The following is a 15,202-nucleotide window of genomic DNA, read 5'->3' as shown; positions in this document are numbered from 1 at the left end:
CCCGCCCGACACCATCGCGCACGTCAGGCCGGCAGCGCCGCGTCCTCGGCCCGCACCAGCGAGGGGAAGGCCGCTTCGAGCCCCGCCCGCCAGTGGCGGATCGGCTCGATGCCGACGGCCTGCCAGCGCGCGTGCCCCAGCACGCTGTACGCGGGCCGCGGCGCCGGGCGGCCGAACGCCGCCCCCGTGCTCGGCCGCACCCGCTCGGGGTCGGCGCCGAGCAGTCGGAAGACCTCCTGGGCGAGCTCGTACCAGCTGGCCTGGCCACCCGCGCTCCCGTGGTAGGCGCCCGCGGGGGCCCGCCCGTCGAGCGCGGCGCGCCCCAGCCGTATCAGCTGGTCGGCGGCGTCCACGGTCCAGGTCGGCTGACCGCACTGGTCGGCGACGACCTCCACCTGGTCCCTTTCGCGCTCCAGCCGGATCATCGTGCGTACGAAGTTGGTGCGGCCCGCGCCGAACAGCCAGGCGGTCCGGAAGACGTAACCCGTCTCGGGCAGGCATTCGAGCACCGCACGCTCTCCGGCGACCTTGGTGCGGCCGTAGGCGTTGACGGGGCGGGTCGGGGCGTCCTCCGCGAAGGGCACCGCGACGCCGCCGGAATCGTCGCCGGCGAAAACGTAATCGGTGGAAACATGGATGAGGCGCGCCTCGAACTCCGCGCAGGCGGTCGCCAGAATACGGGCACCCCCGCCATTGATCCGCAGCGCGCCCTCTTCGTCGTTCTCCGCCTTGTCCGGTGCGGCGAATGCGGCGCAGTTGACGACGATCGCGGGCCGGTGTTTCGCCATCACCTCGCGTACCGCGTGTGCGTCGGTGATGTCCAGGGCCTTATGGTCCAAGCCCGTCGCGGTCTCCCCCGCCTCCCGTAGGCCGGTCAAAACGTCCTGGCCGAGCAGTCCTCCCGAACCAGTGACCAACCACGTGCCATTCACGGTGAGTTCCCCTCGTAGGAATTTCGTTGTGCGATGGGTGCGGGCAAATGCGCCTGCGCAGACATGCTGAGTGCACTCATCGTATCGGCGGGTGAACTCCCGTACGGGGTGACTGACTTCACACGGCGCCCGGTCAAGCTCGGCTTGTGCGTGGGCCTTTGCTGCCACGAGGATGATCTTGTTTTGTAAATCGGGGGAGCTGCGCCTGCTGAAAGCTCCCGAATGGGGCATGGCCACCAGTTACGGAGGACGGCATGAAGGTTGCACTCCTCGCCTTTGGGTCACGAGGCGACATACAACCATTCCTCGCTTTGGGTACCGGGCTCCGGGCCCGTGGGCACGAGGTGGACCTGGCCACCACCACGGATTTCAAAGGGATGGTCGAGCACGCCGGGTTGAACTTCCGGGAGATCCCGGGGAGCACCGGGAACTACTTCAAAATGCCCGGGGTCATCAAGGCGCTGCGGAAGAGCCCCTCCATCGTCAGGGCGAGCCGGGCGATCCCGCGGCCGACCCAGGACGAGGTCGTCGCGGCACTCGACGCGATGCACGAGGCGACGCAGGGCGCGGACTTCATGGTCAACGCGATGCTCACCCGGGGCGCGGGCTACGCGGATCCGGGCGTGCCCTGGGGCACCGTCGCCTGGTGGCCGATCGTGCCGACCGGCCGGTTCCCCGCCTTCGGCTTCCCCGAGCTGCCGCTGGGCGCCCCGTACGCCCGGCTCAGCCATTCCCTCGCCGGGCAGCTCGACTGGGCGATGAACCGCGGACCGGTGAACAAGTTCCGCAAGAACAGGGGGCTGCCCCCGCTGAGTGGTGGCTCGCCGGCGAAGAAGCTGGGCGTCGAGTGCCCGGTGTTCCACGCGACCAGCCCCAGCGTGGTCGTGCCGCCGTCCGACTGGCCCGCCCGCGCCCATGTGACCGGCTACTGGTTCTGGGACCGCCCGTGGGGGCCCCCGGCGGAGCTGGTGGACTTCCTGGAGAGCGGGGAGCCGCCGGTCGCGCTGACCTTGGGCAGCACCTGGCCCGTCTACGGCGAGGAGACCTTCGAGCGGGTGCTCAAGGCGGTGCGCAAGGCCGGCCGCCGGATGGTCCTGGTGGACGGTCCGGAGGGCGATATGCCGGACGACGTGTTCCGGGCCGGCGAAATGGACTACAGCTGGCTCTTCCCGCGTACGGCGGCGGTCATCCACCACGGCGGCCCCGGCACGGTGGCGGAGGTGCTCCGGGCGGGAGTGCCCAACGTGGTGCTGCCGTGCTTCGCCGACCACCCGTACTGGGCGGCCAGGCTCCTGGAGATGGGTGTCTCGTCGCAGCCGGTGCCGCTGACCAAGCTCACCCAGGAGCTGCTCGACCATTCCGTGTCGACCGTGCTCGGCGACCCGCGCATCGCTGAGCGCGCCGCGGCCCTCGGCCCGCGGATCGTCGGCGACCGCGGCGTCGAGACCACCTGCGAGCTGATCGAGGGGTACGTGAACGGCCAGGCGTCGGGGGAGCGGGGCGCGTCCGCCGCCCGTTGATCCTCCCGCACGGCGAAACGCCGGGTCCCCGCAGCGATCGTGCTGCGGGGCCCCGGCGTCGGTGCGTACGTCTCAGAGCCGCGCGCGGTACCAGTCCACCGTCTCGGCGAGCCCGGCCGTGAAGGCGTGCGCCGGCCGGTAACCGAGCTCGCGGCGGATCTTGCTCCAGTCGACCGAGTACCGCTGGTCGTGCCCCTTGCGGTCCGCGACCCACTCGACGCGCTCCCAGCCCACGCCGCAGGCGTCCAGCAGCAGCGCGGTGAGCTCCTTGTTGGACAGCTCCGTACCGCCGCCGATGTTGTAGATCTCGCCCGCCCGGCCCCCGGTGAGTACAGCGAGCAGGCCGCGGCAGTGGTCGTCCACGTGCAGCCAGTCCCGCACGTTCTCCCCGTCCCCGTACAGCGGGACGCTGCGGCCCCGCAGGAGGTTGGTGACGAAGAGGGGGATCACCTTCTCGGGGAACTGGTACGGGCCGTAGTTGTTGGAGCAGCGCGTCACCCGGACGTCGAGCCCGTGCGTGCGGTGGTAGGACAGGGCCAGCAGATCGCTCGAGGCCTTGGTGGCCGAGTACGGCGAGCTGGGCTGGAGGCGGTCCTCCTCGGTCGCGGAGCCGAACTCGACGGATCCGTACACCTCGTCGGTCGACACGTGGACGAACCGGGAGACCCCGTGCCGCAGCGCGGCGTCGAGCAGCACGCCCGTGCCCACCACGTTGGTGTGCACGAAGGCCTGAGCGGAGTCGATGGAGCGGTCCACATGGGACTCGGCCGCAAGGTGGATGACGGCGTCGTGCCCCGGCATGAGCCGGTCCACGAGCGCCGGGTCGGCGATGTCGCCGTGGACGAAGGTGTAGCCGGGGGCCTCGCGCACCGGGGCGAGGTTGTCGAGGCTTCCGGCGTATGTGAGCTTGTCCAGGACGGTGACCTGGACATCGTCGCCCAGCGGCCGCTCGGAGCCGAGGACCAGCCGGGCCAGGTGGGAGCCGATGAACCCGGCGGCGCCGGTGATGAGGATCTTCATGCGCGAATCTGGACCTTGCTGTGGTCGCCGAGTATGAGGCGGTGGGCTTGCGGGGTGCGCGGCGCCGGGGTCACTTCCACGGCACGGCCGATGACCGAGGCCTCGATGCGGCCCACGCCGTCGATGGTCGCGCCGGGCAGGATGATGGAGTACTCGATCTCGCTGTCGACGACCGCGCAGTCGTCGGCCACGGAGGTGTAGGGCCCCACGTACGAGCCTTCGACACGGGCACCGTCGCCGATGATCGCCGGGCCGACGATCCGCGATCGCACGACCGAGGCCCCGGGCTCCACGACCACCCTGCCGACCAGCTCGCTCTGCTCGTCCACCGCACCTTCGACGCGGTGTTCGAGGCGATCCAGGACGGAACGATTCACCTCCAGCATGTCGGTGGCGTTCCCGGTGTCCTTCCAGTAGCCGGTGACGATCGAGGAGTCCACTCGGCGCCCCTGGTCGATGAGCCACTGCAGCGCGTCGGTGATCTCCAACTCGCCGCGCGCGGAGGGACGGATGCTGTCGACCGCCTCGTGCACCGCCGGGGTGAAGAAATAGACGCCGACGAGCGCGAGATCGCTCTTGGGGATCTCCGGCTTTTCCTCCAGGCCGGTCACCCGGCCGTCCGCGTCCATTTCGGCGACACCGAACGCGGTCGGGTCGGGGACCCGGGTGAGCATGATCTGCGCGTCGGGCCGTGTCGCCCGGAACTGCTCGGTCTGCTGGGTGATGCCGCTGAGCAGGAAATTGTCGCCGAGATACATGGCGAAGTCGTCGTCACCGAGCCATTCGCGCGCCGTCAGGACGGCGTGGGCGAGGCCGAGCGGCTTTTCCTGCGGAATGTAGGTGACCTCGACGCCGAACCGGGAGCCGTCACCCACCGCCTCGCGGATCTCGTCGGCGGTCTCACCTACGATGATGCCGACTTCGCTGATCCCGGTCTCCGCTATTCCTTCGAGGACGTAGTAGAGAATCGGTTTGTTGGCTACCGGCACCAATTGTTTGGCGGAAGTGTGGGTAAGGGGGCGTAGACGAGTTCCGGAACCTCCGGAAAGGACAAGCGCCTTCACGGTACTCCTCGCTGAGATGCGTTGCGCTGCGTTTGCCTGCCGTTGTGCTGCCAGATCGGGAGATTCAGGGCTGGTAAACAGGCAGCAGCCCGGCCGCCTGGGCCTCGGCCACGGTGGGCGCAACGGTGTCTTTGGCGGAGAGAATGGGCTCGATGCCGGGGAGCCACTCGATACCGAGATCCGGGTCGAGCGGGTGAATCGCGCGCTCGCGTTCCGCGACATAGCCGGTGGAGCACATGTAGACGATCGTGGCTTCCTCGGTGAGCCCTTGCACGGCGTGCCCGATGCCCTCGGGCAGGAAAAGCGCCCGGTGGCTCTGGTCGTCCAGGTCCACGGCCTCCCAGCGGCCGAAGGTCGGCGACCCGACGCGCAGGTCGACGACCACGTCGCGCACGGTGCCACTCGCGCAGGTGACGTATTTCGCCTGGCCCGGTGGGACATCGGCGAAGTGGATGCCGCGAATGGCCCCGCGGCGAGTGGTCGAAAGATTGGCCTGGCCGAGCGGCATGCTGCGGCCGGTGGCCTGCTGGAAAACGTCCCCTTGGTACCACGCTGCGAAGGTGCCCCGAGTGTCGTCGAACAGCTGAGGCTCGAACAACCAGGTGCCCTCGATGGACAGCGGTCTCATCACCAACGTGCCTTCCCCCGGTATGCATGACAGAACAGCGAGCCGCGCTGGAACACGCGACCCGCTTCTGCTGATTTCTTTACGGCTCCACCCAGTTGTGCGTCTGGACCAGCTCCAGTACGCACCGCCGGGCCTGCTGGATCTGAGCGGCGGTCAAGGTGGGTACGCCCTGGATCAGGGCCTCTGTCAACTCCTGGAGAAAGTCCCCACGGGAGAGGACATCACAGAGGCTCTCGTCGTCCTCGTCGCGCACCACCGTGCTGAGCGGCCTCTCGGGTGGGGTGTGCTGGACGGGCTTCTCGAGGAGGTGGACGTTGGAGGCCTTCAGGCCGCGATCTCCGTCTTCCACCTCGAACCCGACCCGCAGACCGGCTCGGAAGAGGTACTTGTCGTCACGCAGGTCGTTCGCGTGCATGAAGACGTCCTCACCCCCGTCGTCGGGAGCGATGAAGCCGTAACCACGCGTCTCATCAAACCGCAGGATCTTGCCCGTTACCACCACAACTACCTCTACCCCAAGTACCTTTACCCGGCCACAGCAGTGCCGAGGTGATCATCAACGCTCTTGAACACTACCTGCTGGGGATTGATTTGCGCGAGAGTCGTAGATCACTTCGACACGTCGGCATTCCGGCCGCGGGCCCCTTGCCTTGGGTATTCGGAGTGCGCCCTTGGGCGGGCGCTGCTGGAGATGGCCTGCGTTCGGGGCACAGGGACGGTGCGGCACGGCCTGTGCGGCGGCATGGGGTCGTAAGTGACCAGCGGGCAGCCGGAGCGAGGCCCGGTCCGACTGCCCGTGCGCTTGTCGCGTCAGCCGGTCTTGCGCCAGACGCCCCCCTGCTCCAGCCGGTACGTGCCCGTCAGCCGGCGCTGGTCGGCGCCGGCCCGCGGCTTGGCGCTCCGGTCGCCGTTGTCGTCCGGCTGCTTCGCGGTGGCACCGGACGGGCGGACGCTCTGGCACTTGTCGGGGTTGGTGTAGGTCTGCGCCACGACAGTGGAGGAGTTCGTCGTCGACGGGCCGTCCACCGCGATGTCCTTGACCAGCTTGCCGGTGCCGTCCACGTGCAGGTCGCCGACGATGCGGGACGTGGAGTTCAGCGCGCCGCACTGGATCTCGTCGTTGGGCTTCAGGGTGAACGAGACCTCCGTGGCCTCGGAGTCGGTCATGCTCCAGGTGTGGTTCCAGGTCCCCTTGAACGCGGCGGTGAACGCACCCCGCAGCGCGAGGTGGATGAGGCTCTTGAACGCCGCGGTCGTGCTGCCCTTCTCGGTCATCTGGGCCGTGCCGGTCAGCGTGTTCTCCACCGTGGCGCTCGTGGAGGCCGTGCTCTCCGAGGTGGAGTCCTGGTTGGGGCCCTTGTCCTTGGGCGCCGTGTGGTTGGTCTCGCTGCTCTTGCTGGTGTTCTCCGTGGTGGCGCTGCCCTTCGTGGCGTCCTGGAGGGTCTGCTGGGACTGGACCTCGCCGGTGCCCGAGCCGCTGACCTCGTTGTCCGTCCAGGCCGTGCCCTCGATGGTGCCGCTGCCGGAGATCTCACCGCCGATGTTGTCGGAGCTCGTGGTGTCCAGCTTCACCGTGCGCTTGATGGTCATGTCGGCGTTGGTGCAGTTGATGGCACCGTTGGACACGGAGTAGACGGCGCTGGTGAACTCGCGCTTGCGCTCGGGGTCCAGTCTGAACGAGCAGTTGTACCGCTTGGTCTGACCGCACAGGGAGGTGACTTCCTGGACGGACTTCAGGGGCTTCTTCCCGTCGAGCGCCAGGGCCTTGGGCATCGCCTCGATGCCGTAGGCGCCGGCCTTGTCGCCCCGAGGTGCCGCCGCGGAGGGAAGCGCGGCGTTCAGCGTGAGGGCCGACAGCAGCACGAGCATGCGGCGGGCCGACGTTCGCCGGCGCCGGGAGGAGTACGCGGTGTGAACCATGTCTGCGTCCTTTCGTTGCTGGGATGGGAGAGGCGCGGTGTGTCCTCAGTCCCGGGCCGGGGGCTTGTCGACGGTCAGCGCGACGGTGCGGGCCTTGATGCCCTTGGGCGCCTCGCCCACCGGCACCAGGTGGGGCGCCGTGCGCAGCGTGGGCGCGCCGATGGTGTTGTCCGGGGTGCGGGCGTTGTCGCGGGCGTCGGCGCACCGGGACAGTTCGATCTTGCTCATCGGGCCGGTGCGCTGGTACATGCGGTCACCGAGGGAGCCGGAGGGCACGTCGGCGAAGACGTCCATCCGCTCGTTCTTGCTCTCGTGGATCAGCGCACCGGCGAGCCGCTCCCGGGCCCCCTGGACCTCGATCCAGCTCACCTCGCCCGGCTGGACGGTGACGGACACCGTCCGCTGCTCCTTGCGCCCGTAGAGCAGGGGGTTGTTCGTCTCCATCTCCGCCGGGTTGCCGTCGGCACGGGTGAAACCGGCCGCGATCTGGGCGGCGATGTTCTTGTGCTCCTCCCGGAGGTCGGTCTGGTGCGACTGCTGCGGGGTCTTCTGCTGCTGCAGGCCCTGCGGTCCGGGCTGTTGCGGCTTCTGCTTGTCGTCCTTGCTCCGCGCGAAGAACTGCGTGATGTTGTCGTAGGGCAACTCCTCCCAGTGCACCGGGCGTTCGTCGGTGAGGGCGTTACGGGTGCAGTTGATGTACGCCTGGCCGACCATGCGCGGCCGGTCGTAGTACCGGTAGGAGTAACGCTCGTCCTTCTCGAAGCGACAGGTCCTGGCACCCGCCAGGCAGTCCTGCGCCACCAGCCGGGGATCGATCGGCTTCTGCCCCTGGTACGCCTGGGGCATGGGCAGCCGCGCCTTCTTGAGGTCGTAGGGCACCGGCGCCGGGTCCTGGGTGGCCCGGAAGCGCGTGAGGAGCGGTCCGCACTTGGACGCCTTCGGGTACGTCCAGCTGATCTGCGGGTTGTTCTCCGCGGCCGTGAAGGAAAGGGACCTCCCCTCATGCCAGTTGGGCTTGCCCGACGTGGTGGTCTCCGTTTTGACGGTCTGTGTGGAGTCGGCCTCACCGGCGACGGACACCAGGTACTCCTGGCCCTTGGTGGGGTCGTCGGTCCCGCATCCCGTGAGCGGGCTGGGGCTGTCGTCCCAGACCACGGTCACCTGGGAGCCCTTCTGGACGCGCCACAGGCGAGTGCTGAGCGTGCCGGCGGCTCCGTCGCTGAGCGAGGCCGCCTGCAGTCCGTCGTGGTCGGCCCGGTCGGCGGCGAACAGCTGGGTGTGCTCACCGTCCCAAGCGGCCGGCGTCTGCTTCTGGATGGTCCCGGCGGGCACGGTGGGCCGGGCGAGATCCGGGTTCTCGATCGGTGCGTCGACCGCCTCCTGGGCGAGCGCGTCACCGGGCAGGGTGCTCAGGACGAGGGAGCCGCCGAGCAGTGCGGACAGGCAGTACGTCATGGTGCGTCGAGGCATGAAGGTCTCCTTGGGGGAAGTGAGGGGGGCTGGGCCTGGGCTGCCTGGGGGTTCAACAGGCCCACCAAGAGGACTGCGGCACGATGACCTGGTCGTCGGAGAGCCGGTCGCGCATGCCGGAGTTGGCACCGCACTGCTGCGCCACCCCCTCTCCGGGGGGCGCGGACCGCGAGACGTCCCCGAAGTCCGTCTGTTCCTGGACGTAGTTGTCCTGGTCGCTCTTCCAGGCGTCCTGGGCCTCGCCCGTGATGGGCCGACTGCACGAATGGAAGCTCTCCACCTGGCACTTGTCGTTCGCCTGCTGGTTCTTGCCGACGCCCTTGCAGGCCTCGCTCGACGGGATGCCGTTGATGCCCTCGGACGCACAGGGATCGGTGCCCGGCGGGGAGGGGACGGGTGACTTCTTGTCCACCTCCGGCGGCTCGGGCTTGGGGGCCGCCGGCGGCGGGGGCGCGGTCTGGGTGTCGGGCTTGGGGGTGGGGGTGAACGCCGCCGAGGGCGGCTCAACCGCCTTGGCCACCACGGCCGTGGGCTCGGTGGCGACCGCCGGCGTCAGGCTCAGGCCGACCAGGGCGGAGGTGCCCGCCACGGTGACGATGCCGGCCGCGAACAGGGCGCGGCACACAACGGGAGTACGCATGGGTCTCCTTCGGAGGTGGGGGGGGGAATGCGGCGGCCTCGGAGCCACACCTCGGTGGGGGCCGCCGCTCTCACATTCCGACACCTCGGCGATCTCCGCCATTCGACCACCGGCCGAACGTGCGCCGATCGCCGAAGGATGGCGCCAATTGGCCGCAGGCCTCCGAGCCTTGGCGTAGCCACGGTTCGCGGGCCGCCACCCGAAGGCGTGAACTCGGGCTCTCGGAGGCCGAAAAGCGGTTCGAACGCGCCAGACATGTTGCTGGACGCCCCGATCCGACCGGGCGGTCCTCCAACTCCGGTGCTGCGCTTACGCCGTGGTGCCCGAACGAACGGAAATCCCATGAACGCGAAGTCCCGTGGGCTGCGCCTGCGCGCTGCCCTGATAGTCATGGCCACCGCGACCGCGCTGGGAGCGACAGCGTCCCCGGCCCTCCCCGCGGTGGGGCACGACCCGCTGGTGTACGCCTGGGGCGCCAACTCCGGTGGCCAGCTCGGCAATTCCACGGACACCGACCGGTACTCGCCGGCGCCGATCCCTTCCCTGCCCAAGCAGGACGTCGCGGAGATCGCGGCGGGCGGCGGTGACAGCGACGGCTGGGGCTTCGGTGTCGCCCTGCGCAACGACGGTTCCGTCTGGACGTGGGGCCAGAACGACAAGGGCCAGCTCGGCACCGGCCCCACGGACCCGGACCACAACGCCGCGCCGGGCAAGGTGCCGGGCCTCAACGGCATCGTGGACGTCGCCGCGGGCGGCCGGCACGCGCTCGCTCTGCGCGTGAACACCGGTAAGGGCGACGGCGTCTACGCCTGGGGCCTGAACGACAAGGGCCAGGTCGGCGACCACACGAACGACACCCGCACGGTGCCCAAGCTGGTGCAGAGCATGCACGGCGGCAAGCAGGTCGCGGCCGGCTGCAACCACAGCATGCTCCTCACCGACAAGAACACCGTGCGGACCTGGGGCACCAACGACATGGGCCAGCTCGGTACCGGTACCGGCAAGGACGACGACGAGAACAAGGACCACAACACCCCGGTCGAGGTCCCGAACCTCACCGGCGTCGTGAAAATCGCCGCCGGGTGCAACTACAGCCTCGCCCAGAAGTCCGACGGCACGGTCTGGGCCTGGGGCGACAACTCCAAGGGCCAGCTCGGCATCAACAAGGACGAGGTGAGCTTCAGCAACAAGCCGGTGCAGGTCCAGGGCCTGCCCGGGACCCGGCCCGAGCAGAGCGATGCGGCCACCCAGCCGGACGGAACGCAGACCGGGACGGACACGGGCACCGGCACGGGCACGGGCACGGCCGACGGCACGAGCGACGGCACGGCGGACGGCACGGGCGCCGCGGTGCGCGACATCGTCGCCGGCCACGACCACGCGTACGCCCTCTACTCGGACGACAAGGTCTACGGCTGGGGCAACAACGAGAACGGGCAACTCGCCGACGGCACGACGACCAACCGGTCGAGCGCCCACGAGGCCACGGAACTGCCCTCGGTGGAGTCGATCTCGGCGGGCCGCGGCTACGGCCTCGCCGTCCGCACCGCCGGTGAAGGCACCAGCCGCGACATCATCAGCTGGGGCCTGAACAACCACGGCCAGCTCGGCGACGGTGACACCAAGACCCACGACCTCAACGACAACGACCGGTTCGTGACGGTCTTCCCGCAGGAAGGAGAGCAGGAGAACCCGTTCACCCGGGTCACCGCGGGCAACAGCCAGACCAGCTACGCCTACTGAGCCGGACCGACCAGCCGCCCCCCCCGGGGCAACCGACCCGGGCGTCGTGTGAGCCTTGCCCCTGGGGGGCGACGTCCGGGTCCACACGGTTAGGGTGATCCGCCGTACTCGGCGGATCACTCCCCTGAAGAGATGGGACCGGGGCTCATGGACGCGGATCACGTAAGGCTGGTCGTCGCGGCGCAGCGCGGCGACGAGCGGGCGCGCGAGGAGCTCGTTTCCGCGTATCTGCCGTTGCTGTACAACATCGTCGGACGGGCGCTGAGCGGCCATGCCGACGTGGACGACGTGGTCCAGGAGACGCTGCTGCGCGCGGTACGCGACCTGCCCGCCCTGCGGGCCCCGGAGAGCTTCCGCTCCTGGCTGGTGTCGATCACGCTCCGGCAGATCAATACGTACTGGCAGCGGCAGCGCACCCTCGCCGACCGGACCACGCTCATCGACGAGGCCCTCCCGCTGCCGGACGCCGCCGCCCCGCTGGAGGACACGACGATCCTGCGGCTGCGCATGTCGGACGAGCGCGCGCAGGCGGCCGAGGCCGGCCGCTGGCTCGATCCGGAACACCGGGTGCTCCTTTCGCTGTGGTGGCAGGAGTGCGCCGGGCTGCTCAGCCGCCAGGACATCGCCGACGCGACAGGCCTCGGCGTCTCCCACACAGGGGTGCGCCTCCAACGCATGCGCGAGCAACTGGACCTGAGCCGGACGATCGTCGCCGCGCTGGCGGCCGACCCGCGCTGCCCGGGCCTGAGCGCGACCGTCGCCGGCTGGGACGGCGCGCGAACGTCCGTGTGGCGCAAGCGGATCGCCCGGCACACACGCGACTGCGCCATATGTACGGCGACGGCGGCCGAGCGCGTGCCGGCCGAGTTGCTCCTGTCCCGCCTCACACCGCTGGCTGTGCCCGCGACACTCCTCGGGGCGCTGGTCGCGAAGGGCCTGCTGTCGGCTACGACGGTGACGACGGCGGCCACCGCGAGCGCCACGGGGACGGCGGCGGGGGGCGGCGCTCTGCTCGGCAAGCTCCACGCGGTGACCGCCCATCCGATCGCGGCCCTCGCCACCGGCGCGGTGCTCGTCACCGGGACCGCCACGTACCTCGCCTGGCCCGAACCGGAGCACCGGGCGCCCGGTGTCGCCGCCGCGCCGACGGCCGGTATGAACACGACGGCTCCGTCGGCCACACCGGTCACGCCGACCCCCTCGGCCACCCCGGCTCCCTCGGCCACCCGGGCTCCCTCGGCCACGCCATCGCCATCGTCGTCGGCGTCAGGCCCGGCCGTGGTTCCGCTGGGTGTGCGGTCCCTCGAGTCCGTGGACCGGCCCGGCCAGTTCCTCACGTACGACGGCGACTACGCGACGCTCAGCAGCGGTGCGGCCGCCTTCACCGTCAGCAAGGGGCTCGCGGACAGCCGGTGTGTCACGTTCCGGGCGGCCGACGGCCGGTATCTGCGCCACCACTATCTGCGGCTGCGCCTGAGCGCCGACGACGGCAGCCGGCTGTTCCGGGAGGACGCCACCTTCTGCCCCCGCCCCGGCACGGCCGACGGATCGGTGACTCTGTACGCGCACAACTACCCGGGCTCCGCCCTGCGCCCCCGCGACGGATCGATCCACCTCGACGGCTTCAACGGCACGCGTACCTTCACCGGCCAGGCCTCTTTCGTCGTCCGCGCGCCGCAGGGGTGAGCGCGGGGATCCGCGTTGCAAGCGAAGGACTTCGCGACCGCGCCCCGCATTACGTTTTTCTGCTGCGAGATCCCTCACCGCGCCGGCGTGCACATTTTTCGTTACGCCGACCCGTCTTCCCCGGCCTCCTCTTCAGGGGCGCCCCTTCACAGGCGTCCCCCGCTGATCTGTCCCCTGAAGAAGGCCACCCCCCCATGACCAGACACACCGACGAACCCCGCAAAGGCCTGCACCGCCTCCGCCGGCCTCGCCGGACGCTGGCGATCGGTCTGAGCGCCTCGGCCCTCGTGGCCGGTGCCGTGACGTTGCTCCCCAACTCCGCCGGGGCCGCGAGCCTGGAGGACGAGGCATCCTCGTCGGGCCGGTACTTCGGCACCGCGATAGCCGCCGGCCGGCTCGGCGACGCGACGTACACCAAGATCGCGGACCGGGAGTTCAACATGATCACCCCGGAGAACGAGATGAAGTGGGACGCGGTCGAGCCGTCCCGCGGAAGGTTCCGCTTCGATGCCGCGGACCGGATCGTCGCCCGGTCCCTGGAGCGCGGCCAGCGGCTGCGCGGCCACACCACGGTGTGGCACTCGCAGCTGCCGGACTGGGTGAAGGCGATCAACGACCCGGGCACGCTGCGCGACGTCACGAACAACCACATCAAGACGACGATGGGCCGCTACAAGGGCAAGATCTACGCCTGGGACGTCGTCAACGAGGCCTTCCAGGACGGCGGCAGCGGCGCGTTGCGCGAGTCGGTGTTCAAGAAGGTGCTCGGCAGCGGCTTCATCGAGGAGGCCTTCCGCACCGCCCGCGCGGCCGACCCGGCCGCGAAGCTCTGCTACAACGACTACAACATCGAGGACTGGTCGGCCGCCAAGACGCAGGGCGTGTACCGCCTGGTCAAGGACTTCAAGGCGCGCGGTGTCCCCATCGACTGCGTCGGCTTCCAGAGCCACTTCGGGGCGGGCGGCCCGCCGGCCAGTTTCAAGAAGACCCTCGACAGCTTCGCCGCCCTCGGCGTCGACGTGCAGATCACCGAACTGGACATCGCCCAGGCGTCCCCCCGCCACTACGCGAGCGCCGTCAACGCCTGCCTCGGCGTGCGGCGTTGCACCGGCATCACGGTGTGGGGCGTCCGCGACAGCGACTCGTGGCGCGCGGACGAGAAGCCGCTGCTCTTCGACGCGGCCGGCAAGCCGAAGCCCGCCTACGACGCCGTCAAGGACGCGTTCGGCACCGGGCCGGGACGGACCCCGGCGGGCGCGGGCGACGGCACCGGCGCGATCAAGGGCCTGCCCTCCGGTCGCTGTATCGACGTTCCCGCCTCCTCGACCGCCAACGGCACCCAAGTACAGCTGAGGGACTGCGACGGGCAGCCGAACCAGACCTGGACGTACGGCGCCGCCAAGCAGCTGAAGGTGCTCGGCGACAAGTGCCTGGACGCGAAGGCGAAGGGCACGGCGAACGGCACCGAGGTGGTCATCTGGGACTGCAACGGCGGCACGAACCAGCAGTGGAACATCAACGCCAACGGTTCGATCTCCGGCGTCCAGTCCGGCAAGTGCGTGGACGCGGTCGGCGCGGGCACGTCCAACGGCACCAAGATCCAGCTGTACACCTGCGCCGACGTCGCCAACCAGAAGTGGACGGCCCCCTCCGGGTCGGCCGGTGGCACGTGCGCGCTGCCGTCCACGTACAAGTGGAGCTCGACCGGCGTCCTCGCGAACCCCGCCAACGGCTGGGCCTCGCTGAAGGACTTCACCCACGTCACGTACAACGGCAAGCACCTCGTCTACGGGTCGATGTCGGCGGGCACCTCCTACGGCTCGATGGCGTTCGCCCCGTTCGCCGACTGGTCCGGCATGGCCACGGCCACGCAGACGAGGATGAACCAGAACGCGGTCGCGCCCACCCTCTTCTACTTCGCGCCGAAGAGGATCTGGGTGCTGACGTACCAGTGGGGGGCCTCGCCCTTCAGCTACCGCACCTCCACCGACCCGACCAACCCCAACGGCTGGTCCGCGCCGCAACCCCTGTTCACCGGCAGCCTGCCCGACTCCCGGACCGGTCCGATCGACCAGACGCTGATCGGCGACGACCAGAACATGTACCTCTTCTTCGCCGGTGACAACGGCAAGATCTACCGGGCGTCCATGCCGATCGGGAACTTCCCCGGCAACTTCGGCTCCTCGTACACGACGGTCATGAGCGACACGGTCAAGAACCTCTTCGAGGCACCGCAGGTCTACAAGGTCCAGGGCCAGAACCAGTACCTGATGATCGTCGAGGCGCGGGGCGCCAACGAGAACCGCTACTTCCGCTCCTTCACGGCGAGCAGCCTGAACGGTACGTGGACCCCGCAGGCCGCCACCGAGGCCAACCCCTTCGCCGGCAAGGCCAACAGCGGTGCGACCTGGACCAACGACATCAGCCACGGCGACCTGATCCGCTCCAACCCGGACCAGACCATGACCGTCGACCCGTGCAACCTCCAGCTGCTCTACCAGGGCAAGGACCCGAAGTCGGACGCCCCCTACGACGCGCTGCCGTACCGGCCGGGTGTGCTGACCCTGCGGCGCTGAGCC

At 69.7% G+C, this 15,202-nt stretch carries 12 protein-coding genes; 4 read left to right on the top strand and 8 right to left on the bottom strand.

Features of this window, described 5'->3' with window-relative positions; genetic code table 11:
* Window positions 1–23 precede the first annotated feature (23 nt).
* Window positions 24–932, bottom strand: coding sequence for a dTDP-4-dehydrorhamnose reductase (gene rfbD / locus ACZ516_RS29810; protein ID WP_469012612.1), 909 nt, complete (start codon window positions 930–932; stop codon window positions 24–26).
* A gap of 254 nt (window positions 933–1,186) precedes the next feature.
* Here rfbD and ACZ516_RS29805 point away from each other — a divergent pair, with 254 nt between their 5' ends.
* Window positions 1,187–2,452, top strand: a complete 1,266-nt coding sequence (locus tag ACZ516_RS29805) for a glycosyltransferase (RefSeq protein WP_469012609.1) — start codon at window positions 1,187–1,189, stop codon at window positions 2,450–2,452.
* Between the two features lie 72 nt (window positions 2,453–2,524).
* Here the strand turns inward: ACZ516_RS29805 and rfbB are convergent, their stop codons facing one another.
* The 7 genes from rfbB to ACZ516_RS29770 all read right to left on the bottom strand — a co-directional run bounded on the left by rfbB (window position 2,525) and on the right by ACZ516_RS29770 (window position 9,194).
* Window positions 2,525–3,472, bottom strand: coding sequence for a dTDP-glucose 4,6-dehydratase (rfbB, locus tag ACZ516_RS29800; protein ID WP_469012607.1), 948 nt, complete (start codon window positions 3,470–3,472; stop codon window positions 2,525–2,527).
* A complete protein-coding gene (locus tag ACZ516_RS29795) occupies window positions 3,469–4,536 on the bottom strand; it encodes a glucose-1-phosphate thymidylyltransferase (protein ID WP_358580698.1) in 1,068 nt (355 codons plus the stop codon). Before ACZ516_RS29795 ends, rfbB begins: the two co-directional genes overlap by 4 nt.
* 64 nt (window positions 4,537–4,600) lie before the next feature.
* The gene (locus tag ACZ516_RS29790; protein ID WP_358580700.1) at window positions 4,601–5,164 is read right to left on the bottom strand and encodes a dTDP-4-dehydrorhamnose 3,5-epimerase family protein; all 564 of its coding nucleotides are present in this window, start codon (window positions 5,162–5,164) and stop codon (window positions 4,601–4,603) included.
* A 79-nt stretch (window positions 5,165–5,243) separates the two neighbouring features.
* On the bottom strand, window positions 5,244–5,663 hold the full coding sequence (locus ACZ516_RS29785; protein ID WP_358580703.1) for a cold-shock protein: 420 nt from the start codon (window positions 5,661–5,663) through the stop codon (window positions 5,244–5,246).
* 311 nt (window positions 5,664–5,974) lie between these two features.
* Window positions 5,975–7,084, bottom strand: a complete 1,110-nt coding sequence (locus tag ACZ516_RS29780) for a hypothetical protein (RefSeq protein WP_469012604.1) — start codon at window positions 7,082–7,084, stop codon at window positions 5,975–5,977.
* 45 nt (window positions 7,085–7,129) lie between these two features.
* Window positions 7,130–8,554 carry a hypothetical protein gene (locus tag ACZ516_RS29775; RefSeq protein WP_469012602.1) on the bottom strand — a complete coding sequence of 475 codons (1,425 nt, stop codon included), beginning with the start codon at window positions 8,552–8,554 and terminating at the stop codon, window positions 7,130–7,132.
* 52 nt (window positions 8,555–8,606) lie between these two features.
* The gene (locus tag ACZ516_RS29770; protein ID WP_469012600.1) at window positions 8,607–9,194 is read right to left on the bottom strand and encodes a hypothetical protein; all 588 of its coding nucleotides are present in this window, start codon (window positions 9,192–9,194) and stop codon (window positions 8,607–8,609) included.
* 342 nt (window positions 9,195–9,536) lie between these two features.
* Here ACZ516_RS29770 and ACZ516_RS29765 point away from each other — a divergent pair, with 342 nt between their 5' ends.
* The 3 genes from ACZ516_RS29765 (at window position 9,537) to ACZ516_RS29755 (ending at window position 15,199) form a co-directional block, all read left to right on the top strand.
* On the top strand, window positions 9,537–10,937 hold the full coding sequence (locus ACZ516_RS29765) for an RCC1-like domain-containing protein (RefSeq protein ID WP_469012599.1): 1,401 nt from the start codon (window positions 9,537–9,539) through the stop codon (window positions 10,935–10,937).
* Window positions 10,938–11,084: 147 nt separating this feature from the next.
* Window positions 11,085–12,623, top strand: coding sequence for a sigma-70 family RNA polymerase sigma factor (locus ACZ516_RS29760; protein ID WP_469012597.1), 1,539 nt, complete (start codon window positions 11,085–11,087; stop codon window positions 12,621–12,623).
* 194 nt (window positions 12,624–12,817) lie between these two features.
* A complete protein-coding gene (locus ACZ516_RS29755) occupies window positions 12,818–15,199 on the top strand; it encodes a non-reducing end alpha-L-arabinofuranosidase family hydrolase (protein ID WP_469012595.1) in 2,382 nt (793 codons plus the stop codon).
* Window positions 15,200–15,202: the final 3 nt, after the last annotated feature.

The organism is Streptomyces sp. NPDC034037, assembly GCF_055575715.1.
Note: the sequence above shows the minus strand (reverse complement) of the source record. Positions and strands in the feature narration are given on the sequence as shown.

Excerpts from the sequence above, each read along its gene's own strand:
- ACZ516_RS29765 (WP_469012599.1), top strand. The coding sequence starts at position 9,537 with ATGAACGCGAAGTCCCGTGGGCTGCGCCTGCGCGCTGCCCTGATAGTC.
- ACZ516_RS29775 (WP_469012602.1), bottom strand. The coding sequence starts at position 8,554 with ATGCCTCGACGCACCATGACGTACTGCCTGTCCGCACTGCTCGGCGGC.
- ACZ516_RS29760 (WP_469012597.1), top strand. The coding sequence starts at position 11,085 with ATGGACGCGGATCACGTAAGGCTGGTCGTCGCGGCGCAGCGCGGCGAC.
- ACZ516_RS29805 (WP_469012609.1), top strand. The coding sequence starts at position 1,187 with ATGAAGGTTGCACTCCTCGCCTTTGGGTCACGAGGCGACATACAACCA.
- ACZ516_RS29790 (WP_358580700.1), bottom strand. The coding sequence starts at position 5,164 with ATGAGACCGCTGTCCATCGAGGGCACCTGGTTGTTCGAGCCTCAGCTG.
- ACZ516_RS29770 (WP_469012600.1), bottom strand. The coding sequence starts at position 9,194 with ATGCGTACTCCCGTTGTGTGCCGCGCCCTGTTCGCGGCCGGCATCGTC.
- ACZ516_RS29780 (WP_469012604.1), bottom strand. The coding sequence starts at position 7,084 with ATGGTTCACACCGCGTACTCCTCCCGGCGCCGGCGAACGTCGGCCCGC.
- rfbB (WP_469012607.1), bottom strand. The coding sequence starts at position 3,472 with ATGAAGATCCTCATCACCGGCGCCGCCGGGTTCATCGGCTCCCACCTG.
- ACZ516_RS29755 (WP_469012595.1), top strand. The coding sequence starts at position 12,818 with ATGACCAGACACACCGACGAACCCCGCAAAGGCCTGCACCGCCTCCGC.